This is a genomic window from Palleronia salina (assembly GCF_900141995.1).
Taxonomy (GTDB): domain Bacteria; phylum Pseudomonadota; class Alphaproteobacteria; order Rhodobacterales; family Rhodobacteraceae; genus Palleronia; species Palleronia salina.
In genome coordinates this window covers 25,144-46,920 of sequence record NZ_FQZA01000005.1, presented here as the reverse complement: position 1 = coordinate 46,920, position 21,777 = coordinate 25,144, and the positions used below count along the sequence as shown (strand labels likewise).

The following is a 21,777-nucleotide window of genomic DNA, read 5'->3' as shown; positions in this document are numbered from 1 at the left end:
GCAAGAGATTATCCTGACAATGCCGAAGAGTGGCGCGACCAATCAAGGCACATCGCCTATGATCTCCACGAAAAGCCGGGCGTTACAGATTGCGTGGTTTTTCTGAAGTCACGAAGATCGAAATCTCAAACTTTCGACGGGATCAGCTTTTTCCGGTTTCCGAGCACGCCTTCAGCATCGACGTTCCGCCGGCTATCGTGATCGTCTCCCTCATCACAAGCCACGCTCAGTTCCTCGCCGCCATCACGTCATCAGCGATATCGGTCATGCGAACCCTCCCGCTCCGACACGTTCGACATAGGCTTTCACTGCATTCGTGCGTCCCTCCCGCGCGAGGTCGGCCGCGGTCCGGCCGCCAAACGACGGCAGAGGCCGTTCAGAGAACCACTCGAACGCCGCGTCTGTGTCTCCGGTCCACGTCCGCACCGCATACAAAATCTTGACTGTCTCCCGGTGGGCCACGCCGGTGATGCCGAGCCCAGATATCCGTGTCGCTACGTCCTTAGGTAGGTGGTATGCGTCGTCAGCTTCTGTCATGGGAACATGCTACCCAACTTTCTCGCGGCGGATGCGGACTCTAAACTTGCGCTGAAGTTCGCGGGCTCTCTCCTGTCGCTCTCCGGAGGCTCCATCTACCTGTCGCTGATGCTTGCAATGGTCGGCTGCATCGTGATGGGCACGCTGTTTAATCCGGATAGCATAGCTCTACTATTCGCCCGCTTCTTTTCAACTTGGGCACATCGGACCACCAATGGGCGGCGCCGGCTCTTTGCTCATCGTCGATTTTGTGGCTGATAGTGGCCGCTTCCGGAAACTGTCGATCTCCGCCCCACACCCTAACCAAGCGCTTCAATATGTCTGGATCAGGAAGTTCGAGAGATGTCTCGATGAATGCACGGGTTCCACAAACTCCAGTTCCGTCGTCAATGCAGGAATAGGCAACAATCGAGCTTCGCAAGATCGACATCCACCGATTTTCGTCAAGTCCCTCTTGCTCTTCCGCCAAGAGAACCTCTCCAAGCGAAGAGATTTCAATTGCCTCGCACTCACGCCTCCTAAATGGAGCAGGACGAGCCTTAAACTCCTCAATTCTCACCAGTTCCTCTGCGGCAAGATACCTCGCAGCCCGATAGGAAGTGCACCCATTCAACTTGAGTTCCATGAGAGGTCGGACGGCTGGGCTATCAAGCAAGCGCCTGATCAACCGCCGCCCTACGGCATCCGTGATAAACTCTCGCAACACTGCTCGCTTCGCTTCGTGAACGGACCGATCAGTCCGGATCAGCATCTCAATCGTATCGCCACTGTTCATGTTCGCACCACTCTCCTGAACCCAATTTAGGTTCAATTCATCTTGCCGCTACGCCGTTGTCAAGCAACCTCAGGCGGGCAACATGACTAAATCCATACGAAGTTCGGGCCTACTTGCTCTCGGCAATGCGCTCGTTGAGTACCGGACGACGAGGGGTTGGTCTCAGCGCGAGTTGGCACGCAACACCGGTCTCAGGCAGTCCTTCATTGCGAAACTTGAGAAGGGGTTACGTCGAGTTGACGTGGTGGAGCTTGTCGTCATCTCTCGCTTGTTAGGCGTTTCGGCGGTCGACCTCCTAAGCGTAGTCGATGCGGCGACACCGCAAGATCACAAGATTCAGGGGGAGGGATAACTGGCCGCCTTACCCACCGCCACAAGCAAGCCTATGAGCAGAACCAGCGAAAGCAAGCGAGCCACGCACAGCCTGCCATCGCGCTGGCAAGCAGGTTACAGACGGCAGCAAATCCACAGGGCCGCAGCTTGGAAGAATAGTGAATATGTGCACGAGTTCCTGGTGAAGTTGACCATTTTCGCGCACGATGCAGCATGCATCAAAAATACATGCACGAAAATCAATTGTAATGGTCTGATTTTGCTCCCTTTCGTTCAGTCACAAAGATGCAGACTCAGCATAAGACGCGCTACACCCTGCTGGCCGTGCTGACCGAGTTGCAGTGGCGCGGGCTGCTGCCGGTCGAGATCCTGGCCTGCAACCTCGACCAGGGACAGCCCGGCTTCCCGGCGACGGTCCTGCCCGAGTTCCTCGAGCGGATGGGCGTGCCGCACCGGATCGAGTACCAGGACACCTATTCCATCGTCATGGACAAGGTGCCCGAGGGCCGGACCTTCTGCGCGCTGTGCTCGCGGCTGCGGCGCGGCAACCTCTATCGCATCGCGCGCGAGGAAGGATGCAGCGCCGTGGTGCTGGGCCACCACCGCGACGACATCCTCGAGACATTCTTCATGAACCTCTTCCACGGCGGACGGCTGGCGACCATGCCCCCGAAGCTGGTGAACGAAGAGGGCGACTTGTTCGTCCTGCGTCCGCTGGCCCACGTGGCCGAGGCCGATTGCGACCGGTTCGCGCGCGCCCTCAATTATCCCATCATCCCCTGCGACCTGTGCGGCAGCCAGGACGGGCTTCAGCGCCAGCAGGTGAAGCAGATCCTCGATGGATGGGAGAAGAACAGCCCCGGCCGACGGCAGGTGATGTTTCGCGCGCTGATGAACGCGCGCCCGTCGCATCTGCTGGATCCCAACCTGTTCGATTTCGCAAATCTCGAAATCGAATCAAATTTGGACTAAACCGAGAACGATTTTTCCAATCGGTTAACCCTTCGGCCACGACCGGTGATTACCGTGAGGCAAGTTCGAGCCTCTGAGGACAATCATGATGCGTCGCACGGTGTCGTTCCTGTCGCTTGCCAGACCGCTTCCGCGATGTCTTGCCGTCGGGCTCTGTATCGGCGTGGTCCCCGGGCTCGCGGCATGGGCGACCTCCAGCCTTACCATCGGGGCGATCGTGGCCTGCTGTGCGGCTGCAGCGCTCATGGGCACGGTTGCCGGCACCTGGGCATGGTCCCTTCGGCAAGCGGCTTCACACCACCCTCCTGTCGTGGTGCCAGACTGGCCGATTGCTACCCATCGCAAGGCCCCGGGCACTGTTGAATGCGATGGTCCGGCGGCCCTCTTCCTCATCGACCACGGTCCACCCCGGCGGGGCAGGCACGCACCGGGCGCCTTGGATGAAGGCACCCTGCAGCGTCTTTTCGGAGCGGGTGCGATCGTGTCGACCCTCCCCTGCCGACGCCACGCCGTCGCGCTTCCCGCGGCGCGCAGACGCACACCGCGGCTCTGGTCCACCGCGCGCGGCAGGTGCTGGCCCATGCGCCGGCCTGCCCGGACATGCGCATCGGTGTGCACGCCCCCGAATGCCCCGAAAAAGCGGGACATCACGATGCGCTGGTCGGGGCCGAGCGGGCCCTTGCCGCCGCCCATGCCGCGCCGGGCGGCACAATCCGCATCGCCCGCGGCGCGCGGGACGACATGGCGCCGCCCGAACTGCGCCTTGCCGCCGATCTGGACCACGCCTTCGAAAGCGGGCAGATCCAGCCTTTCTTCCAGCCCCAGGTCTCGACGGATACCGGCCTGGTCAGCGGGGCCGAGGCACTGGCGCGATGGCGCCACCCCGACCTCGGCACACTGGCGCCCCACGAATTCATGCCGACGATCGATGCCGCTGGCCAGATGACGCGCCTGACCGACCACATGGTCGGGGCCGTCCTGTCGCACCTGTCCGACTGGGACGCCGCCGGGCTGGACCTGCCCACCGTGTCGATCAACTTTCCCCAGGCCGATCTGTCCGACCCCGAACTGCCGACGCGGCTCGCCTGGGCATTGGACGCGGCGGGGCTGGAGGAGAATCGGCTGGGGATCGAGGTGCTCGAGACCGTGGTCTCGATCGACCAGGACGACACGGTGCCACGTGTCCTGACCCAGCTCGCGCGCATGGGCTGCCGGATCGACCTGGACGATTTCGGTACCGGGCAGGCCTCGATCAACGCCATCCGCCGCTTCTCGGCCAAGCGGATCAAGATCGACCGCACCTTCATTCGCGGGCTGGACCGTGACCCGGAACGGCAAGCCATGGTTGCCGCGATCGTGACCCTGGCCGACCAGCTGAAGCTCGAGGTGATGGCCGAAGGGATCGAGACCGCCGGCGAACACAGCCGCGTGGCCGAGCTGGGCTGCGGCCACGTCCAGGGCTACGGGATCGCCCGGCCCATGAACGCGGACGCCCTGCCCGGCTGGTTGCTGCGACACGGTCACCAGGTGCTGCACACGCCCCTGCCCGCCTCGCTCCGGCAGCTGTCCACAGGCTTCGGCAGCGCCCCCGGCGCGGCCCGCGGCCACTGAGCGCATGGCGCAAAACGGCTTGACCTTTCTGGCCCTGCCCTGTTGAAAGCCCGCTGACCCTTTTTCCAGCGACAGGCGTAGGTCCCTCATGGACGATCAGAACAAGAACCTGATTCTTGCGACGGTTCTGAGCTTCCTCGTGATCCTCATTTGGTTCGTGCTGTTCCCGCCCGAGGAGACGCCGGTCGACCCCAACGCGCCCGCCGTCACCGCGACCGAGGATGGCACCGACACGGCGCTGCCCGACACCGCGTCGGCCCCGCCCTCGGTAACGGCCGACGGCACCCAGGCCCCCGCCGCCGCCGAAGCGCCCGCCGAGGACGCGCCGCGCATCGATATCGACACGCCCGCGCTGTCGGGGTCGATATCGCTCCAGGGCGGACGGATCGACGCGCTGGCCATGAAGCGCTACCGCGAGACCATCGACCCCGACGCCCCGATCGTCGAATTGCTGTCGCCCGTAGGCGGCCCCGATGCCTATTACGCCCTGTTCGGCTGGGCGCCGGGCGCGGCGCTGGACTACGACGACGTGCCGGGCGCGAATACCGAGTGGCAGGTCACCAGCGAGGCCGAGCGCCTGACGCCCGAGACGCCGCTGACCCTGGAATGGGAAAGCCCCGCGGGGCTGGTCTTCGAGCGCGAGATCACGATCGACGACGACTACATGTTCACCATCCGGCAGCGCGTCACCAACAATGGCGATACCGCACAGCGCCTCGCGCCCTATGGCACCGTCGCCCGGCATGGCGAGCCGCAGGACCTGTCGAACTTCTTCATCCTGCACGAGGGCGTCGTGCGCATGTCCGACGGCGAGCTGCAGGAGCTGGACTACGACGACCTGCCCGACCTGGACCTGGTCGAACGTGAAGCCGCCCGGGCCGACGTGATCGACGTGGCGCAGGACGGCTGGATCGGGTTCACCGACAAGTACTGGATGACCACACTGATCCCGACGCCGGGAACGCCCTTCACCTCGGTCGCGAAATACGTGGACAACGCGGATATCTACCAGACCGAGGTGCGCCTGCCGACGGTCGAGATCGCCGCCGGCGACAGCGTCGAGATCTCGATGCAGATGTTCGCGGGCGCCAAGGAGTGGGAAACCATCCGCGAGTACGAGGCCGACGGCATCGACGGCTTCATCGACAGCATCGACTGGGGCTGGTTCTTCTTCCTGACCAAGCCGATCTTCGCCGTTCTGCACTGGCTGAACCTGATGATCGGCAACATGGGCTGGGCGATCATCGCGCTGACGCTGCTGATCAAGGCGATCCTCCTGCCGCTGGCCTACAAGTCCTACGTCTCGATGGCGAAGATGAAGGAACTCCAGCCCGAGATGGAGAAGCTGAAAGAGCGGGCCGGCGACGACCGCCAGAAGCTCCAGCAGGGGATGATGGAGCTCTACAAGAAGGAAAAGGTGAACCCGGCCTCGGGCTGCCTGCCGATCCTCCTCCAGATCCCGATCTTCTTCTCGCTCTACAAGGTGATCTTCGTCACGCTCGAGCTGCGCCACGCGCCCTGGGTGGGCTGGATCCGCGACCTCAGCGCGCCGGACCCCAGCTCGATACTGAATCTCTTCGGCCTGCTGCCCTGGGGCACGCCCGAGGCCGGATCGATCTTCTTCATCTTCAGCCTCGGCATCCTGCCGATCCTGCTGGGCATCTCGATGTGGATGCAGCAGAAGCTGAACCCGGCCCCCACCGACCCGACGCAGGCGATGATCTTCGCCTGGATGCCGTGGGTGTTCATGTTCATGCTGGGCAGCTTCGCCAGCGGGCTTGTGCTGTACTGGATCGCGAACAACACGATCACGTTCATGCAGCAATACGCGATCATGCGCAGCCAAGGCTACAAGCCGGATGTCTTCGGCAATATCCGGTCGAGCTTTGCACGGAACAAGAAAGACGACTGAGGCGTCCTGACGCACGATGTTATCGGAACGGACTGTCTCTCTTTGAGTTGGATCACGACTCTAGGAGGGACAGCCGATGCTTTCAGGCATTCTCAATCGCAATTTCATCGTCAAATTTATCCTGACGGCAGCGGCACTTGGCATTCTGGGCGCCATCCTTGCCATGACCCTGATTTTCACAGGCGCCATCAATCTGGCCGCGAACACCTCGGACCCGAAATGGTTCTATAATCTCGTCCACGGGACCTTCAAACGCTGGGTCGCGGTCGAGGCATACGGCATCGAGCCTCCCGAGGACCTGGAAGACGAGGGTCGCATCGCGCTCGGCGCCCAGCATTTCGCGCAGAACTGCGTGCGCTGCCACGGCGCGCCCGGGATCGGCCAGAATCCCATGGTCCTGGCTATGAAGCCCACGCCGCAGCACCTTCCCTCGGTCATCGACCAATTCACCGATGCCGAGCTTTACGTGATCTTGGAAAAGGGCGTGATGATGTCGGCCATGCCGGCCTGGCCCGCGCCCGACCGCGCCGACGAGATCTGGTCCACCGTCGCCTTCATCCGCCAGTTGGGCGACATGGACGCGGCCACTTACGTCGACATGGTCTCGCCCGAGGCATCAGACGCGCCCGAGATGGAGTTCGGTCCGCTGGTCGAGGCGGAGCCGATGGATTTCTACCTCACCCGCTATCCCATGGAAGAGCACCTGTATGCCGCGCCCACCGGCGGGTTCGCCGACTATGCGTTGGCCGGCGTTCCGGTTGCGCAATGCGCGACCTGCCACGGTGCCGAAGGTGACGGCGCGCCCACCACGGGCGAGGCGCCCAACCTGACGATCCAAAGCCCCGATTACCTGTCGGCCGCCCTGCAATCCTACGCGGCGGGCGACCGTCATTCGGGCTACATGCAGGTCGTAGCCTCGCAATTGTCGGATAGCCAGATCGACGCGCTGGCCAATTACTACGGCGACACGCTGGAGACCAAGGCAACCGTCATGGACGAAGCGCCCGATGCCGAGGTCGTCGCACAGGGCGAAACGCTGGCCATGGTCGGCCGGCCCGAGGACGGCATCTCGGCCTGCCTTGACTGTCACGGTCGCGATGGCACGGCCAACGCGGACGGCGTCCTGGTGCCCCGCCTCGCGGGTCAATCGCAGGTCTACATGGCGCGCCAGCTGCGGCAGTTCCGCAGCGGTGGCCGCGGTCACACGTCGATCTGGTCGCCCATGACCGGCGTTGCGCACAACCTGACCGATGCCGACATCGCCGGCGTGTCCGCCTACTTTGCCGGGCTGTCGCCGATGGAGCCCGCGCCGCAGCAGGACGAAACACCGCCCGCGACGCCTGCCCAGGTCGAGACCGCCGAGACCCAGATCACGCAGGTCTGCAGCGAGTGCCACAAGGAGGACATGGCCGGCGCGCCGTCGGGCGAAACCCCGAACCTCACCATTCAGAACGTCGATTACATCGAGCGGCAGCTCTACGATTTCCGGTCGAACCGTCGTGACAATTCGCGGATGCACCAGACCGCGATCCGCCTGGATGACGAGCAGATCGACGCGCTGGCCATTTATCTCGACGGGATGGAGCCGCTGGTGCGCCAGCCCGCGGAGCCGGTCTCGACCGACCTGACGCTGGGTGAACAGATCGTGCGGCGCGGCCTTCCGACGGAAGACGTGCGGGCCTGCCTGACCTGCCACGCGCGCGAAAACACCGAGAACCTGCCGCAAATCCCGAACCTGCACGGCCAGAACGCGAACTATCTCGCCGCGCGGCTGGACCACTTCAAGACTGCGGAAGACGAAGAGATCACCGACTACAGCCCGATGTGGGACATCGCGCAGAAGATGACGACCGAGCAGCTGAACGCCGCGGCGGCCTGGTTCGCCAGCCAGGAGCCGGTCGCCAAGTGACCCGGCCCGGCCCCGCCCGCTTGACAAAAGCGGGCGGGGCTGTTTCCTCCCGCCGGTGATTGCGACGGTGCCCCGCGGGGCCAAGGCAAGGACCCGGCGATGCAGCTTCCCTTTCCCACAGCGACCCCGGACGACGACGCGCTCGAACACGGGCGGCGCGTTTTCGCGGGCGAGACGACCTTCCTGAAGGGTGTCGTGGCCATGGACGGCCTGCCCCCCGACGACCGGGTCGAGATCTGCTTCGCCGGCCGGTCGAACGTCGGGAAATCCAGCCTGATCAACGCGCTGACCGGGCGCAAGGGGCTGGCCCGGGCATCGAACACGCCGGGCCGCACGCAAGAAATCAACTTCTTCACCCTTGCGGATTTCTACATCGTCGACCTGCCCGGCTACGGCTTTGCCAACGCGCCGGTGGCGGTGGTCGAGCGCTGGCAGGCCCTGATGAAGAACTACCTGTCGGGACGCGCCAACCTGCGCCGGGCGTTCCTGCTGATCGACGCCCGCCACGGCACCAAGCCCGTGGACGACGAGATCATGGGTCTGCTCGACCGGGCCGCGGTGCCGTTCCAGGCCGTGCTGACCAAGGTCGACAAGCTCAAGCGCGGCGACCTGGACCGCGCGCTGGAGCGCACGCGCGCGACACTGGCCCAGCACCCGGCCGCCTTCCCCGAGCTGGTGCTGACCTCGTCCGAGAAAGGCGAGGGGATCGCCAACCTTCGCGCCATCATCGCCGGCATCGACTGACCCCGTCCTTCCGCGCCAGCCCGCGCAATCGGCTTGAGCGCCCCGCCTGCCCGGCTTACCAAAGGGCACTGCCTGAGAGGACACGCATGACCGCCGACACCGCGCCTACCGATGCCGACTGGGTGGCCACCGCCCGCACGCTGAGCCAGGCCCTGCCCCTGTTCCAGCGCTATGCCGGCGCCACCGTCGTCATCAAGCTGGGCGGCCACGCCATGGGCTCGGACGAGGCCATGCGCAGCTTTGCCCGCGACATCGTGTTGATGAGCCACGTGGGCGTGAACCCGGTGATCGTTCATGGTGGCGGCCCGATGATCAACGCCACGCTGGAACAACAGGGCGTTGTCAGCGAATTCGTCGATGGCAAGCGCGTCACCGACGCCGCCACCATCGAGGTGGTCGAGATGGTGCTGTCCGGTTTCGTGGGCAAGCGCATCGTGCAGGCCATCAACGCCGAGGGCGGCCGCGCCATCGGGATCAGCGGCAAGGACGCGAACCTGATGATCTGCGAGCAGACAGACCCCAAGCTGGGTTTCGTCGGCACGCCCGTCGAATGCAACCCGCAGTTCCTGCAATCGCTGCGCGACACCAAGACGATCCCGGTCATCGCCCCGATCGGCGCGGGCCGCAACGGCGAGACTTTCAACGTGAACGGCGACACGGCCGCGGGCGCCATCGCCGCCGCGCTGAAGGCCGATCGCCTGTTGCTGCTGACCGACGTCGCGGGGCTGAAGGATGCCAGCGGCGACGTGGTCAGCGAGATGACGCCCGAGGCCATCCGCCAGTTGACCGCCGACGGCGTCATCAAGGGCGGCATGATCCCCAAGACCCAGACCGCGCTGGACGCCATCGACGGCGGCGTGCGCGCGGTGGTCATCCTCGACGGGCGCGCGCCCCATGCCTGCATCCTGGAGCTCTACACGGCCCAGGGCGCGGGTAGCCTGATCCGGACGCCCAGGTGAGCCTGCGTCTGACCCTGATGCGGCACGCGAAGTCGGATTGGGGCGATCCCGGGCTGCCGGATCACGACAGGCCGCTGAACGCGCGCGGCCACCGCTCGGCCCGGGCCATCGGCGGCTGGCTACAGGACCGGAACGTGCGCCCCACGACGGTGCTTTTGTCCACTGCGCTCCGGGTGGCCGAGACCTGGGACGGCATCGCCCCGACCCTTCCCGATGCGGCGCCCCAGCGGCTGGAGCGGCTGTACCACGCCACGCCCGAGACCATCCTCGACTGCGTTGAGGCCCATCCGCCGGGCGATGTCCTGGTCATCGCCCACAACCCCGGACTGGCGGCTTTGGCGCAATACCTGGTCGCCCAGACTCCCGACCGTGTGGAGTTCCACCGCTTTCCCACCTGCGCGACGCTGGTCCTGGATATCCCGGGCGACGACTGGACCGCCCTGGGGCCCGCCTGCGCGCGGGTCGTCGATTTCGTGGTGCCGCGCGACCTGACTGACTAAACGACGGTCTGTCGGACGGCTTCAGAGGGCGCGCCAAGGTCGGCACGGGTCAGGGCCGCGGCCAACCGCACGAACCGTTCGCGCGAGCCCGCCATGGAGACGAGCGCCCCGTGATCGGTGGTCAGGCTCAGGGTCTCGGCGGCGCGGATCGCGGGCCCGTCCAGCCGGGGATAGAAGACATCCCAGACCAGCTGCGCCTCGCGCGCGAAAATGCCTGCGCCGGTATCGCCCAGGCCCTTGGCCTCTTTCAGGCGCCCGAGCACCGCGTCGGGATCGTCGTCCAGCATGTTGCGCAGGTCGCTGTTATAGTGGTCCTGCACCAGGCGGGCCGTGGCCTTGAGATAGTCGGTACCGACGCCGTCGTAGCGCTTGTAGCCGTTCTCGCCCAGGCATCGCATGATCGTGGCCTCGTCCGCGGCGACAAGGGCATCGACCGTGTGCAGCCCCTTGCTGCGCAGGCCCTGCGCCGCCTGAACGGCCAGGTCGGACGAGATCCGGGCGGCCAGGAGGACGCTGCCGCAGAGCCAGTGAAACAGCTCCTGCGGGGTATTGCGCGCGATGGTCGCGCCCATCCCTTCCGAAAAAAGAACGCCCTGATCGCGGATCAGGGCGTCGACACTATCTTGCTGCGACATGGTAGATCTTCTCGGTCATTCGAGAGGCAATGCCGTGCCGCCCCGTGCGGGTCCGCGGCCTAGTGTCCCAGGATCTGGCTGAGGAACAGCTTGGTCCGCTCGGATTTCGGGTTCTTGAAGAACTCCTCGGGCTCGTTCTGCTCGACGATCTGGCCCTGGTCCATGAAGATCACGCGGTTCGCCACCTGCCGGGCAAAGCCCATCTCGTGGGTGACGCAGAGCATGGTCATGCCCTCTTCTGCGAGCTCGATCATGGTGTCGAGCACTTCCTTGATCATCTCGGGGTCGAGCGCCGAGGTCGGTTCGTCGAACAGCATGATCCGCGGGCGCATGCACAGGCTGCGGGCGATGGCCACGCGCTGTTGCTGGCCGCCCGACAACTGACCCGGGTACTTGTGGGCCTGGTCCGGGATCTTCACCTTTTCGAGGAAGTGCATCGCGGTCTTTTCGGCGTCGCGCTTGGGGGTCTTGCGCACCCAGATCGGGGCCAGCGTGCAGTTCTCGAGAATGGTCAGGTGCGGGAACAGGTTGAAGTGCTGGAAGCACATCCCGACCTCGGACCGAATCTTGTCGATCTGCTTCAGGTCCGACGACAGGACCGTGCCATCGACCTCGATCTTGCCCTTCTGGTGTTCTTCCAGCGCGTTGATGCAGCGGATCAGCGTCGACTTGCCCGACCCCGAAGGCCCGCAGATGACGATCCGTTCGCCGCGATAGACGGTCAGGTCGATGTCGCGCAGCACGTGGAACTGGCCGTACCACTTGTTCATCCCCTCGATCCGGATCGCGACCTCGTCGCTGATCTTCATCTTCGAGGTGTCGACCTGCATTTCTTCGGTCATGGACATGGAAGCGCCCCCTGTTAGCGGTGATCGGTGGCCAGCTGACGCTCGAGCCACTGGGAATATTGCGAGATGCCGTAGCAGACGATGAAGAACAGGAAGGCGGCGAAGCCGTAAAGCTCCCAGTAGACGCCGTTCCAGTCCTGCGAGGCCAGGATCGGGCCGCGGATCATCCCCACCAGGTCGAACATCGAGATGATCGAGACCAGCGTGGTGTCCTTGAAGAGCCCCACGGCCACGTTGACGATCCCCGGGATCGAGATCTTCAGCGCCTGCGGCAGGATGATCAGCCGCATGGATTGCGCGTAATCCAGCCCCAGGCTCTCGGCGCCCTCGTACTGCCCGCGCGGCAAGGCCGCCAGGCCGCCCCGGATGACCTCGGCGATATAGGCCGAGGCGAACATGGTGATCATGATGATCACGCGCAGGATCAGGTCGAAATTGGTGCCCGGCGGCAGGAAGTAGGCCAGCACCACGTTCGCCACGAAGAGCAGCGTGATCAGCGGCACGCCGCGGATGAACTCGATGAAGACCACGCAGATCCACTTGATGATCGGCAGGCTGGACTGGCGGCCCAGCGCCAGCACGATCCCGATGGGCAGCGACAGCGACACGCAGACCACGCCCAGGATCAGGTTCAACATGAAGCCGCCCATGTCGCGGGACTGGATCTCCGTCAGGGCGAGGACGTTCGGCGCGGCCGCGGTGATGAAGCCGCCGATCTGCCAGACGATGATCGCCGCGGCGACGCCCGCGAAGAACCCCAGCGCGAAGCCGCGATCGACCAGCCTGGAATAGACGATGTAGCCCACGATCACGCCCAGAAGCGCCATCACCGCGATCAGGATCGTGCCGCCCCAGATCAGGTAGTAGGCGGCGAAAGGATAGATCAGCGTGACGATCAACAGCGCGCGCGGGACCTTGGGAAACAGCACCGGCGCCGCGGCAACGGCCAGCAGGACCAGGGCCAGGGTCGGGCGCCAGTAGGCCTCGGACGGGTAGGAGAACCCGAAGAGAAGCTGGTTCCAGCGTTCGCTCAGCACGGCGAAACAGCCGCCCGCCGCGCCTTCGCCCGCGATCTCGCGGCATTCGCGGATACTGGATGCCTCCCACACGCCGCCCAGCAGCCATGGCAGGAAGCCCGACAGAAGGACGTAGATCACGTAAAGCGCCAGCAGCGTCAGGATGCTGTAGAACCAGTTCGAGAACAGGTTCTTGCGCAGCCAGATCAGCGCGCCGGTTTCCTGGGCGGGGGGCGGCTGCTCTCCGACGAAGGTTTCGCGCACGTAGGCGACGGATTCGGCGTGGGTATCGCTCATATCACCGCTCCTTCAACGCGACCGAGGCGTTGTAGACGTTCATGATCGCCGAGATCGCCAGGCTGATGACCAGGTAGAACAGCATCAGCAGCAGCACGCATTCCAGCGCCTTGCCGGTCTGGTTCAGCGTGATGCCCCCCAGCGTCGCGGTGATGTCGGCATAGCCCACCGCGATGGCGAGCGAGCTGTTCTTGGTCAGGTTCAGGTATTGCGAGATCAGCGGCGGGATGATGACGCGCAGCGCCTGCGGCAGGATCACCAGGTTCATCACCCGGCGCGGGCGCAGGCCCAGCGCGGCGGCCGCCTCGGTCTGACCCTTGCTGACGGCCATGATGCCGGCGCGCACGTTCTCGGCGATGAAGGCACCGGTATAGACCGACAGCGCCAGCCACAGCGCGATGAACGGTTTGCCGATCACCGTGCCGCCCTGGATATTGAAGTTGTTGCTTTCGACATCGGGCATGGACAGCGACAGCGAGCCCAACACCAGCTGGGCGATCACCACGGGGGCGATCAGGATGATCCAGGTGGGCCAGCCCGGCAGCAGCTTGCCCGAGGCATAGAGCGTCTTGCGCATGTGGCGGCGCCAGAGGAACGCGCCGACGATCCCCGCGATCAGCGCCAGCAGCACGATGATCCAGCCCGGGCCGAAGTTCACCGCCGGGCTGTAGAAGCCGCGGTTGGTGAAGGCGAAGGCGCCGAACAGCATCTCGCTTTCGGGCTCGACGCTGCCACCGCGGGTCAGGAAGGCGCGGGGGTTGGCGCCCGAGATCGTGACGATGGTGCCGATGATCAGGATCCAGATCAGCACCGGCACGTTGCGGAAGGCCTCGACATAGACGGCCATCAGCTTGGCCACCAGCCAGTTCTTGGACAGGCGCAGCACGCCCGCCGTCACGCCGATGATCGTTGCCGTGATGCAGCCGAACAGCGCGACGAGAAGCGTGTTGATGACGCCGACGAAGGCCGCCCGCAGGTGCGTGGACTGGCTCGTGTAGGAGATCAGTGCCTGGTTGATGTCGTACCCGGCGGGATCGCCGAGGAAATCGTAGGAGAATGTCAGGCCGGCGGTCGCCAGGTTGCTGACGAGGTTCATGCCCAGATAGGCCATGACGAAGATGATAAGGATCAGCGCGATGAACTGGAACGTGAGCCCGCGATAGCGGGTGTCGTTCAACAGCATCGATAGGCGGAAGCTGTCCTGCTGGCTCTGCGGATCCGAAATACTGGCCATCACCTGGGTCCCATCCTGTAACGGCGAAGCGTAGCCGGGGCCATTCGGCCCGCGGTGCGTGCCGCGCGGTCGTGTCGTGTGAGGTCCGGATACGAGAAGGGCGCGGATTGACCGCGCCCTTCCCATTTTATGAACTTAGCGGAAGGGCGGCGAGTACAGCAGCCCACCCTCGGTCCACTGCGCGTTCAGGCCGCGCGCCAGGCCGATCGGGGTGTTTTCGCCGATGTTCTTCTCGAACAGTTCGCCGTAGTTGCCGCCGGCCGAGATGGCCTGCACGGCCCAGTCGGACTCGAGGCCGATCATCTCGCCCAGGTTGCCCTCGGTGCCCAGCAGGCGGTTGATCTCGGGGCTGTCGCCAGCGGCCGAGGCCATGTCGGACACGTTGGCCGAGCTCACGCCCAGCTCTTCGGCGGCGATCAGGGCGTTCAGCGTCCAGCGAACGATGTCGCCCCACTCGTTGTCGCCGTGGCGGACCAGCGGGCCCAGCGGCTCTTTCGAGATGATTTCCGGCAGGATCACGTGATCGGCGGGCGCCTCGAAGGTGGCGCGGGTCGCGGCCAGGCCCGACGCGTCGGTGGTGTAAGCGTCACAGGCACCGGCAAGGTACTGCTGCTGCGCCTCGGCGTTGGTTTCGATCGGGACCGGCTCGTAGCTGATGTTGTTCTTGCGGAAGAAGTCCGCGAGGTTCAGCTCGGTGGTGGTGCCGGTCTGCACGCAGACGGTCGCGCCGTCCAGGTCCTTGGCCGAGGTCACGCCCAGGCCCTTGGGGACCATGAAGCCCTGGCCGTCGTAGTAGTTGATGCCGGTGAATTCGAACTTCAGGTCGTTGTCACGGCTGAAGGTCCAGGTGGTGTTGCGGGCCAGCATGTCGATCTCGCCCGAGGCCAGCGCGGTGAAGCGCGTCTTGCCCGTGGTGGGGACGAATTCGACGGCGGTGGGGTCGCCCAGAACGGCGGCGGCGACGGCACGGCAGAGCGCGACGTCGAACCCTTCCCATTCACCGTTCGCGTTCGGCGCGGCGAAGCCCACCAGGCCGGTGGTCACACCACAGTTAAGGGTGCCGCGCGACTGCACGTCTTCCAGCGTCTGTGCAGCAGCGGCGCCGGCCATAAGGCCGGTAGCGGCAAGAGCGCCGAGAAATACGGTCTTCTTCATGTTTACCTCTTCCTGAGTTGCCCGCCCCGTGTCGGGCGGTTTTGCGATCCAGCCCTGTGGCCGGTTGGTGGCATGGAACGCATTGTTCCAATCGCCCGCAAGTTTGGATGTATTCATCACCGCAGGTCAAGGCGATCAGCACGGGCCGTGATGAAAAACTGTGCAGGTTTACGGGTTTTTTACCACTTCGACGGCAAACAACGCGTTTTGCTCACGCGTTCCGCGCGAGCTGAAGGAACCTTTCGGCGTGCAGGAAATCACCGCGTTTGCGGGCGGCGGTCTCTTCCGCTTCCTCGTCGCGGCCCCACACTTCAGCCTGCCACAGCTCGTCCACGCGGCTGATATCCCAGATCGGGGCGGCGGCGGCGCGGCCCTCGATGACCGCGAGGCCCAGCACCAGAGACCCCGACATGGCGATCAGGTCATGGGCAGCCGTCAACTCGAACGCGTCGAGTTCACCAAGCGGCGCCGCCAGCCGTTCCAGCGCCGCGTTGTCCTGCGCCACGGGCATCACGCCGCCCGTGACCGCCAGCCGCGCGTCGAAGCGGTCGGCGGCCCAGTCGAGATAGGGATCCCAGGCCGCGGCCTGGCGCTGGACCAGTTCCTCGGGGCCGTCGGCGCGATAGCTGAGCAGGTCGGTGCCGCCGTACTCGGCCAGCATCGCCACGACCTCGGGCTTCTGCACCATCACCTTGTCGATCGCCGAATTGGCGCTGCGCGTCACCGGCATGCTGTCCGGCACGATCCGCTCGCCCTGGGCTTCCCACTCGGCGGCGACGGCCTCGGCCATGGCGCGGGTCGGCATGTGCAGCGCGGCCTTGGCGGGCGTGCGGATCGGCTTGTCGTCCAGAAGCACGGTGAAACGGCCGCCCTCGTCGGCCACGCGCGTGTCCTTCCAGAACCGTTTGGGGCTCCATTCGCTCATGCGGCGTCCTCCAGCAAATCGTCGATGGCCGCGGGAAGCGCGTCGAAGCTTTCGACCCGAGCGTCGGCCTGCAGGTTATGGGCCGGGTGATAACCCCACGCGACACCGACCGCGCGGATGCCGGCGGCCCGCGCCATGTCCATGTCGTAGCTGGTGTCGCCCACCATCACAGCCCGTCGCGCGTCGACGCCGGTGTCACGCAAGACCTGCGCGATCATCGACGGATGGGGCTTCGACGGATGATCGTCGGCGGACTGGCGCGACACGAAAAGCCCGTGCCAGCCATGCGCCTCGATCAGGTGGTCAAGCCCGCGGTTCGACTTGCCGGTGGCCAAAGCCAGCAGGGTTTCGGGCTGCGCGGACAGCCGCGACAATGCCTCGGCCGCGCCGGGGTAAAGCGGCGCGCCGCCGCTGGCGCCGCCGGCGGCCCGCAGCGCGGCATAGCGATCCTTGTAGGCCGCTTCCATCGCGCGGTGCGCGGTCGCGTCGAGATCGGGCACCATGCGGGGGAAGATCAGGCCCAACGACAGGCCCACATGCGACAGGATATCGGCCCGGGGCGGCGCGGGAAGGTCCACCGCCGCAAAGGCCGCGTTCATGGAAGCGACGATATCGGCCTGGCTGTCGACCAGCGTGCCGTCGACATCGAAGATCACGCAGCGCAGGTCGGTCAAACCATGTCCTCGAAGGGGTCGTCCGGCGCCTCGTCCCGCTCCCATCCCAGGAAATCCCAGGTATGGCGCATGTGCGGCGGCAGGGGCGCCACGATATGCAGGTCGGCCCCCGTCACGGGATGGCGCAGCGTCATCGACCGCGCGTGCAGGTGCAGCTTGCGCCCGATCTCGGCCCCCAGTCCCGCGCCCCAGCCGTCGCCCATGTTCTCCTGGCTCGACCCGCCGTACTTGCCGTCACCGACGATGGGGTGCCCCAGCTCGGCCATATGCGCGCGCAGCTGGTGGGTGCGGCCCGTCACGGGCTCCAGCGCGCACCAGCTCACGCGGCTGCCCAGCCCCGACAGGGTCGAGAACCGCGTCTCGGCGCGCTTGGCGCCCTCGGTCCCGGCCACGTCGTCGGGGTGCAGGCAGATCATCTTTTCGCCCTGCCCCCGCGCGCCGTGGCCGGGCGCCTTCATCAGGCCGAACTTGATGACACCGTGCTTGGGCTGCGGCACGCCCGCGACGGCGGCCCAGTAGATCTTGCGCGTGTACTTGTGGCGCATCGCCTCGGACAGGCCCCTGGCCGCCTGCCGCGTGCGCGCCAGCAGCAGGACGCCCGATGTGTCCTTGTCCAGCCGGTGCACCAGCTTGGGCCGATCCTCGAGCCCGAAGCGCAGCGCCTCGCTCAGCTGGTCCACGTGGCGCGCGGTCTTGCTGCCGCCCTGGGTGGCCAGGGCCGCCGGCTTGTTCAGCGCGATTACGTGGTCGTCGCGGTAAAGGACGGCAGACTGGATCATCTTCGCGTCCGCGTCGCTAATCCGGGTCACGCTGTCGCGCGGGGCGGGCGCTTCGCTGTCGGGCAGCGGCGGCACGCGAACCTCCTGGCCGGCCTCGACCCGCGTGTTGCCCTTGACCCGGCCGCCATCGACGCGGATCTCGCCCTTGCGGCACATCTTGTCGATGCGGCCCTGCGGGATGTGCGGAAACCGCTTGCGGAACCACCGGTCCAGCCGCTGATCGCCCTCATCCTCGGCCACGGTCACTGTCTGTACGCCGCTCATGCGAAGATCCCCCGTCCCAGCGTCAGGCCCAGGAACAACCCGCCGATGGATGCACCCACCGACAACAGGATATAGGCCGCGGCCTGCCCCGCCTCGCCCCGCTCCATCAGCGTGACGGCCTCGAGCGAGAAGCTGGAGAAGGTCGTGAACCCGCCCAGCAGCCCCACCTGGACGAACGGCCCGAAGTGCCCAAGGCCGCGGTTGGCGGCCATCACGACAAACAGCCCCATGAGGAACGAGCCGAAGACGTTCGCGGTCAGGATCGGCAACGGAAAGCCGGGACCGACCATCCGGCTGATCCCGAGGCCCCAGCCCCAGCGCAGGCCGGCGCCCAGGGCGCCGCCCGCCATCACCTGTAGAAGAGTTGCCAGCATGATCGCCCCTTTCCCCCGCGCGGTCAGGCTTGTCAATCGCCCGACCGCTTGGCGCGCAGCCGGCCGAAATAGTCGAGCCGCTTCTTCAGGTCCCGCTCGAACCCGCGTTCCGGCGGCGCGTAGAACTCCGGTCGCGCCATCCCGTCGGGGAAATAGTTCTGCCCCGAGAAGCCGTCCTCGGCGTCGTGGTCGTAGGCATAGCCGTCGCCGTAACCCTGGTCCTTCATCAGTGATGTCGGCGCGTTCAGGATATGCTTGGGCGGCGGGTTCGACCCCGTCTTCCTGGCCGATTTCCGCGACGCCTTGTAGGCCACGTATCCCGCGTTGGATTTCGGGGCGAGCGCCAGGTAGATCACCGACTGCGCCAGCGCCAGTTCCCCCTCGGGGCTGCCCAACCGCTCGAAGGTTTCCCAGGCATCGAGGCATACGCGCTGCGCCTGCGGATCGGCCAGCCCGATATCCTCGATCGCCATGCGGGTGATCCGCCGGGCGAGGTATCGCGGGTCCTCGCCCCCTTCGAGCATCCGGGCCAGCCAGTAGAGCGCGGCATCGGGATCGCTGCCGCGCACCGATTTGTGCAGCGCCGAAATCAGGTTGTAATGGGCGTCGCCCGACTTGTCGTATTGCGCCGCCCGCCGCATCAGCCGGGTGACCAGCGCGTCGGGACCCAGCGGGTCGGTCACGCGCCAAGACGCCACCTGCTCGACCAGGTTCAGCATGGCGCGCCCGTCACCGTCGGCCATTTCGACCAGGCTGGCCCGGGCCGCGTCGGTCAGGGGCAGCGTGCGGCCCAGCTCGTCCTCGGCCCGGTCGATCAGGCGGCCCAGGTCATCGGCGTCGAGGCGCGACAGCACCAGGACCTGTGCCCGGCTCAGAAGGGCCGCGTTGAGCTCGAAGCTGGGATTCTCGGTGGTCGCACCGACGAGAAGGATCGTGCCGTCCTCCATGTGGGGCAGGAAGCCATCCTGCTGCGCCTTGTTGAAGCGGTGGATCTCGTCGACGAACAGCAGCGTGCCCTGCCCGTTGGCCCGGCGGTGACGGGCCGCGTCGAACACTTTCCGCAGGTCCGGCACCCCGGTGAAGATCGCGCTGATCTGGACGAAATGGAGGTCGGTTTCCTGCGCCAGCAACCGGGCGATGGTGGTCTTGCCCACGCCGGGCGGGCCCCAGAACACCAGCGACGACAACGCCCCCGAGGCCAGCATGACGCCCAGGGGGCCATCCGGGCCCAGGACGTCGGTTTGTCCCACCACCTGTGCGAGCGAACGCGGCCGTAGCCTGTCGGCCAACGGTCGGTGCCCGGTATCAGTCGGTGTCGGAGAGGCCGCATTCTGCGGGCCGGAATCGAATAGGTCTGCCATCGCCTGTCTATGTAGGATGGCGCGCGGCGTGGCACCAGCAGGCGGGCATCAGGATCCGATCAAGGCAGCGATTGGATCCTGCGGGCCGCTTTTACTGCATGGCACTTTCAAAGTTCATCGACACGACCTGGTTCATGACACCCTCGATCTCCATCACGGGCCCCATGGCGGTCATGTCGACCTTCACCCGCTTGGCCCAACGCGGCCAGTTCGCGGCCAGAAGCGTCAGGCAGGACGTGGCGCCCACGGCCCGGGCGGCGGTCCCGAGTTGCATGACCAGTTGCGCGTGGACACGGCGACGCTCGGCCGCGGGGACGTGATGCGACACGAACAGGCGCGAGCTTTCCCAGACATCGGCCGCGACGGGCGCCTCGTCGTACAGCAGGTCGGCGGGGATGGTATCCAGCAGGCCCCGCTGTGCGTCGCGAATCATGTAGGTGTAGATCCCGCACTTCGCCGTGGTGGGCGTCAGGCGATTGCCGGCCAGCACACGACCGTTCTCGTCGTGGACGACGACCCAGCGGCTGGCCGGGTTGTCGTACTGATCGTACTCCATGCCCATGGCCTGGGGCAGGTCCCAGTGGTTATGCCGGATGAACCATTCGTGACGGGCCCGGAGCATGTTCGCAAAGAGCTCGCCGTGCTGGTGCATGTTTTCGAAAGAAAGCGTTGTCGTCTGCATCAGAAGACTCCTTGATACAATTATTGGGGGATTCCCCCAATCTGAAAGTTATCTGAAGGAGAGAAATATGCGAGCCTTCTTACACAGTTACCGAAATTAAATCAGATTGTAGTCTTTCGCGCGCTGAATCGCCTCGGCCGTTGTTCGCGCCATGAGCTTTTCGCGAACACCGGTCAGGCGCAGCTTCAAAGCGCTTTCCGACACGCCGAGCATGGCCGCAGCCGCCGAATGGCGATGGCCGTCGGCGACGCATTTCAACGCCTCGAGCTGCGCGCGCGTGAGGCGGATATTCGGGTCGGCCATGCCGTGCAGATTCTTCGCGATCTCCTCGATTGCGATCATCTCCTCGTCCCGCAATTCCCGGTCGCCACGCGCGACACTGATAACGGTGCGCGACGTAATCGGTCCGGCCGAGACGGTGACGCCGTAATTCAATCCGAACTTCCGGGCCTCGTCGAAGACATGGAAGGGGTCCGGGATCTTCGGATTGGACCACCGGGTCGCGCCGGTCGACGCGAAGGACCAGGCGGTCATGGGGTCACGCAGAACGTAGCCCTGCTGCGTGTAGTGCTCCGTCCACTCGGGCGAGTAGGTCGTGAACAGCATGAGCGGGGACGTGAAGCGGATGTGCAGAGCGGCGAAGTAGCCCTTCTCTGCGTAGGGATCGAGCCGACTGAGCTCGCCATCGAAACTGGTACGGTCAAACATGAAATTATATTCGCCTATTCCATTGTTTCCGGCAACAACTTCAGGGCGATTGGGACCGCAAGGTGACGTTTGGTCAACGTGAAACCGCCGCCCCGGACGGGACGGCGGTTCACTGTGCCATATTGGCGCCGCAAAGGTTTATTCGGCGTCTTCAGCTTCAAGCCGGGCGCGGTCGGCGGCGCCCTTGGCGTCGCGGTCGCGATCGACGAACTCGATGATCGCCATCGGGGCCATGTCGCCGTAGCGGAAGCCGGCTTTCAGGACGCGGACATAGCCGCCCTGGCGCTCGGCGTAGCGGGGGCCCAGCACGTCGAACAGCTTGGCGACGTGGCTGTCCTGCTTCAGGCGGCTGGCGGCCTGGCGGCGGGCGTGCAGGTCGCCGCGCTTGCCGAGCGTGACCAGCTTGTCGATGATGCGCTTCAGCTCTTTCGCCTTGGGCAGGGTCGTCTTGATCTGCTCGTGCTCGATCAGCGATCCCGCCATGTTGGCGAACATGGCCTTGCGGTGTTCATGGGTACGGTTCAGGCGGCGGTATCCGCGGGCGTGACGCATGGTTTGGTTTCCTTCGATACG

General features: G+C 65.4%; 21 protein-coding genes and 1 pseudogene. 8 read left to right on the top strand and 14 right to left on the bottom strand.

The features are described from left to right. Nucleotides 1-264: 264 nt before the first annotated feature. Entirely contained in the window at nt 265-537 is a 273-nt protein-coding gene (locus BUB76_RS18335) for an antitoxin Xre/MbcA/ParS toxin-binding domain-containing protein (RefSeq protein WP_073128438.1), read from the bottom strand. 857 nt (nt 538-1,394) lie between these two features. Here BUB76_RS18335 and BUB76_RS08955 point away from each other — a divergent pair. The 8 genes and pseudogenes from BUB76_RS08955 to BUB76_RS08920 all read left to right on the top strand — a co-directional run bounded on the left by BUB76_RS08955 (nt 1,395) and on the right by BUB76_RS08920 (nt 10,252). Beyond that, a complete protein-coding gene (locus BUB76_RS08955; protein WP_073128436.1) occupies nt 1,395-1,664 on the top strand; it encodes a helix-turn-helix domain-containing protein in 270 nt (89 codons plus the stop codon). Between the two features lie 281 nt (nt 1,665-1,945). Beyond that, nucleotides 1,946-2,617: pseudogene (gene ttcA, locus BUB76_RS08950) on the top strand (tRNA 2-thiocytidine(32) synthetase TtcA); the annotation flags it as partial. Nucleotides 2,618-3,187: 570 nt separating this feature from the next. Continuing rightward, a complete protein-coding gene (locus BUB76_RS08945; protein WP_139250825.1) occupies nt 3,188-4,228 on the top strand; it encodes an EAL domain-containing protein in 1,041 nt (346 codons plus the stop codon). Between the two features lie 88 nt (nt 4,229-4,316). After that, entirely contained in the window at nt 4,317-6,140 is a 1,824-nt protein-coding gene (yidC, locus tag BUB76_RS08940; RefSeq protein WP_073128434.1) for a membrane protein insertase YidC, read from the top strand. Between the two features lie 163 nt (nt 6,141-6,303). Further along, nucleotides 6,304-8,049 carry a c-type cytochrome gene (locus tag BUB76_RS08935; RefSeq protein WP_175550288.1) on the top strand — a complete coding sequence of 582 codons (1,746 nt, stop codon included), beginning with the start codon at nt 6,304-6,306 and terminating at the stop codon, nt 8,047-8,049. 99 nt (nt 8,050-8,148) lie between these two features. Beyond that, nucleotides 8,149-8,793: a ribosome biogenesis GTP-binding protein YihA/YsxC gene (gene yihA / locus BUB76_RS08930; protein ID WP_073128432.1), complete on the top strand. Its 645-nt coding sequence runs from the start codon at nt 8,149-8,151 to the stop codon at nt 8,791-8,793. 86 nt (nt 8,794-8,879) lie between these two features. Further along, complete coding sequence (gene argB / locus BUB76_RS08925; protein WP_073128431.1) at nt 8,880-9,752, top strand: acetylglutamate kinase; 873 nt, start codon at nt 8,880-8,882, stop codon at nt 9,750-9,752. Then, complete coding sequence (locus BUB76_RS08920) at nt 9,749-10,252, top strand: SixA phosphatase family protein (protein ID WP_073128430.1); 504 nt, start codon at nt 9,749-9,751, stop codon at nt 10,250-10,252. The genes argB and BUB76_RS08920 overlap by 4 nt, the downstream gene beginning before the upstream one ends. Here the strand turns inward: BUB76_RS08920 and BUB76_RS08915 are convergent. The 13 genes from BUB76_RS08915 to rplQ all read right to left on the bottom strand — a co-directional run bounded on the left by BUB76_RS08915 (nt 10,249) and on the right by rplQ (nt 21,756). Next, nucleotides 10,249-10,887: an HhH-GDP family DNA glycosylase gene (locus tag BUB76_RS08915; RefSeq protein WP_073128429.1), complete on the bottom strand. Its 639-nt coding sequence runs from the start codon at nt 10,885-10,887 to the stop codon at nt 10,249-10,251. The two genes, BUB76_RS08920 and BUB76_RS08915, sit on opposite strands and share 4 nt — an antisense overlap. Before the next feature lie 59 nt (nt 10,888-10,946). Continuing rightward, nucleotides 10,947-11,735, bottom strand: a complete 789-nt coding sequence (locus BUB76_RS08910; RefSeq protein ID WP_308417672.1) for an amino acid ABC transporter ATP-binding protein — start codon at nt 11,733-11,735, stop codon at nt 10,947-10,949. A gap of 14 nt (nt 11,736-11,749) precedes the next feature. Then, nucleotides 11,750-13,048: an amino acid ABC transporter permease gene (locus tag BUB76_RS08905; protein WP_073128428.1), complete on the bottom strand. Its 1,299-nt coding sequence runs from the start codon at nt 13,046-13,048 to the stop codon at nt 11,750-11,752. A gap of 1 nt (nt 13,049) precedes the next feature. Next, nucleotides 13,050-14,282, bottom strand: coding sequence for an amino acid ABC transporter permease (locus tag BUB76_RS08900; RefSeq protein WP_073128427.1), 1,233 nt, complete (start codon nt 14,280-14,282; stop codon nt 13,050-13,052). A 135-nt stretch (nt 14,283-14,417) separates the two neighbouring features. Further along, on the bottom strand, nt 14,418-15,437 hold the full coding sequence (locus tag BUB76_RS08895; protein ID WP_073128426.1) for an amino acid ABC transporter substrate-binding protein: 1,020 nt from the start codon (nt 15,435-15,437) through the stop codon (nt 14,418-14,420). A gap of 211 nt (nt 15,438-15,648) precedes the next feature. Further along, nucleotides 15,649-16,362: an ATP12 family chaperone protein gene (locus BUB76_RS08890; RefSeq protein WP_073128425.1), complete on the bottom strand. Its 714-nt coding sequence runs from the start codon at nt 16,360-16,362 to the stop codon at nt 15,649-15,651. Next, a complete protein-coding gene (locus tag BUB76_RS08885; protein ID WP_073128424.1) occupies nt 16,359-17,036 on the bottom strand; it encodes an HAD-IA family hydrolase in 678 nt (225 codons plus the stop codon). Before BUB76_RS08885 ends, BUB76_RS08890 begins: the two co-directional genes overlap by 4 nt. Next, entirely contained in the window at nt 17,033-18,079 is a 1,047-nt protein-coding gene (locus BUB76_RS08880) for an RluA family pseudouridine synthase (protein WP_073128423.1), read from the bottom strand. Before BUB76_RS08880 ends, BUB76_RS08885 begins: the two co-directional genes overlap by 4 nt. Further along, nucleotides 18,076-18,453: a fluoride efflux transporter CrcB gene (gene crcB, locus BUB76_RS08875; protein ID WP_073128422.1), complete on the bottom strand. Its 378-nt coding sequence runs from the start codon at nt 18,451-18,453 to the stop codon at nt 18,076-18,078. Before crcB ends, BUB76_RS08880 begins: the two co-directional genes overlap by 4 nt. A 32-nt stretch (nt 18,454-18,485) precedes the next feature. Beyond that, complete coding sequence (locus BUB76_RS08870; RefSeq protein WP_073128421.1) at nt 18,486-19,814, bottom strand: replication-associated recombination protein A; 1,329 nt, start codon at nt 19,812-19,814, stop codon at nt 18,486-18,488. A 91-nt stretch (nt 19,815-19,905) separates the two neighbouring features. Beyond that, nucleotides 19,906-20,496 carry an acyl-homoserine-lactone synthase gene (locus BUB76_RS08865; RefSeq protein ID WP_073128420.1) on the bottom strand — a complete coding sequence of 197 codons (591 nt, stop codon included), beginning with the start codon at nt 20,494-20,496 and terminating at the stop codon, nt 19,906-19,908. A gap of 96 nt (nt 20,497-20,592) precedes the next feature. Further along, the gene (locus BUB76_RS08860; RefSeq protein WP_073128419.1) at nt 20,593-21,204 is read right to left on the bottom strand and encodes an autoinducer binding domain-containing protein; all 612 of its coding nucleotides are present in this window, start codon (nt 21,202-21,204) and stop codon (nt 20,593-20,595) included. Between the two features lie 138 nt (nt 21,205-21,342). Next, nucleotides 21,343-21,756, bottom strand: a complete 414-nt coding sequence (gene rplQ / locus BUB76_RS08855) for a 50S ribosomal protein L17 (protein ID WP_073128418.1) — start codon at nt 21,754-21,756, stop codon at nt 21,343-21,345. Between the last annotated feature and the right edge of the window lie 21 nt (nt 21,757-21,777).

What these genes read in the sequence shown, in the direction of transcription:
- argB (WP_073128431.1), top strand. Translation starts at nt 8,880, where the DNA reads ATGACCGCCGACACCGCGCCTACCGATGCCGACTGGGTGGCCACCGCC.
- BUB76_RS08895 (WP_073128426.1), bottom strand. Translation starts at nt 15,437, where the DNA reads ATGAAGAAGACCGTATTTCTCGGCGCTCTTGCCGCTACCGGCCTTATG.
- BUB76_RS08880 (WP_073128423.1), bottom strand. Translation starts at nt 18,079, where the DNA reads ATGAGCGGCGTACAGACAGTGACCGTGGCCGAGGATGAGGGCGATCAG.
- BUB76_RS08955 (WP_073128436.1), top strand. Translation starts at nt 1,395, where the DNA reads ATGACTAAATCCATACGAAGTTCGGGCCTACTTGCTCTCGGCAATGCG.
- rplQ (WP_073128418.1), bottom strand. Translation starts at nt 21,756, where the DNA reads ATGCGTCACGCCCGCGGATACCGCCGCCTGAACCGTACCCATGAACAC.
- BUB76_RS08900 (WP_073128427.1), bottom strand. Translation starts at nt 14,282, where the DNA reads ATGGCCAGTATTTCGGATCCGCAGAGCCAGCAGGACAGCTTCCGCCTA.
- BUB76_RS08860 (WP_073128419.1), bottom strand. Translation starts at nt 21,204, where the DNA reads ATGTTTGACCGTACCAGTTTCGATGGCGAGCTCAGTCGGCTCGATCCC.
- BUB76_RS08865 (WP_073128420.1), bottom strand. Translation starts at nt 20,496, where the DNA reads ATGCAGACGACAACGCTTTCTTTCGAAAACATGCACCAGCACGGCGAG.
- crcB (WP_073128422.1), bottom strand. Translation starts at nt 18,453, where the DNA reads ATGCTGGCAACTCTTCTACAGGTGATGGCGGGCGGCGCCCTGGGCGCC.
- BUB76_RS08890 (WP_073128425.1), bottom strand. Translation starts at nt 16,362, where the DNA reads ATGAGCGAATGGAGCCCCAAACGGTTCTGGAAGGACACGCGCGTGGCC.
- BUB76_RS18335 (WP_073128438.1), bottom strand. Translation starts at nt 537, where the DNA reads ATGACAGAAGCTGACGACGCATACCACCTACCTAAGGACGTAGCGACA.
- BUB76_RS08915 (WP_073128429.1), bottom strand. Translation starts at nt 10,887, where the DNA reads ATGTCGCAGCAAGATAGTGTCGACGCCCTGATCCGCGATCAGGGCGTT.
- BUB76_RS08870 (WP_073128421.1), bottom strand. Translation starts at nt 19,814, where the DNA reads ATGGCAGACCTATTCGATTCCGGCCCGCAGAATGCGGCCTCTCCGACA.
- yihA (WP_073128432.1), top strand. Translation starts at nt 8,149, where the DNA reads ATGCAGCTTCCCTTTCCCACAGCGACCCCGGACGACGACGCGCTCGAA.
- yidC (WP_073128434.1), top strand. Translation starts at nt 4,317, where the DNA reads ATGGACGATCAGAACAAGAACCTGATTCTTGCGACGGTTCTGAGCTTC.
- BUB76_RS08935 (WP_175550288.1), top strand. Translation starts at nt 6,304, where the DNA reads ATGACCCTGATTTTCACAGGCGCCATCAATCTGGCCGCGAACACCTCG.
- BUB76_RS08910 (WP_308417672.1), bottom strand. Translation starts at nt 11,735, where the DNA reads ATGTCCATGACCGAAGAAATGCAGGTCGACACCTCGAAGATGAAGATC.
- BUB76_RS08905 (WP_073128428.1), bottom strand. Translation starts at nt 13,048, where the DNA reads ATGAGCGATACCCACGCCGAATCCGTCGCCTACGTGCGCGAAACCTTC.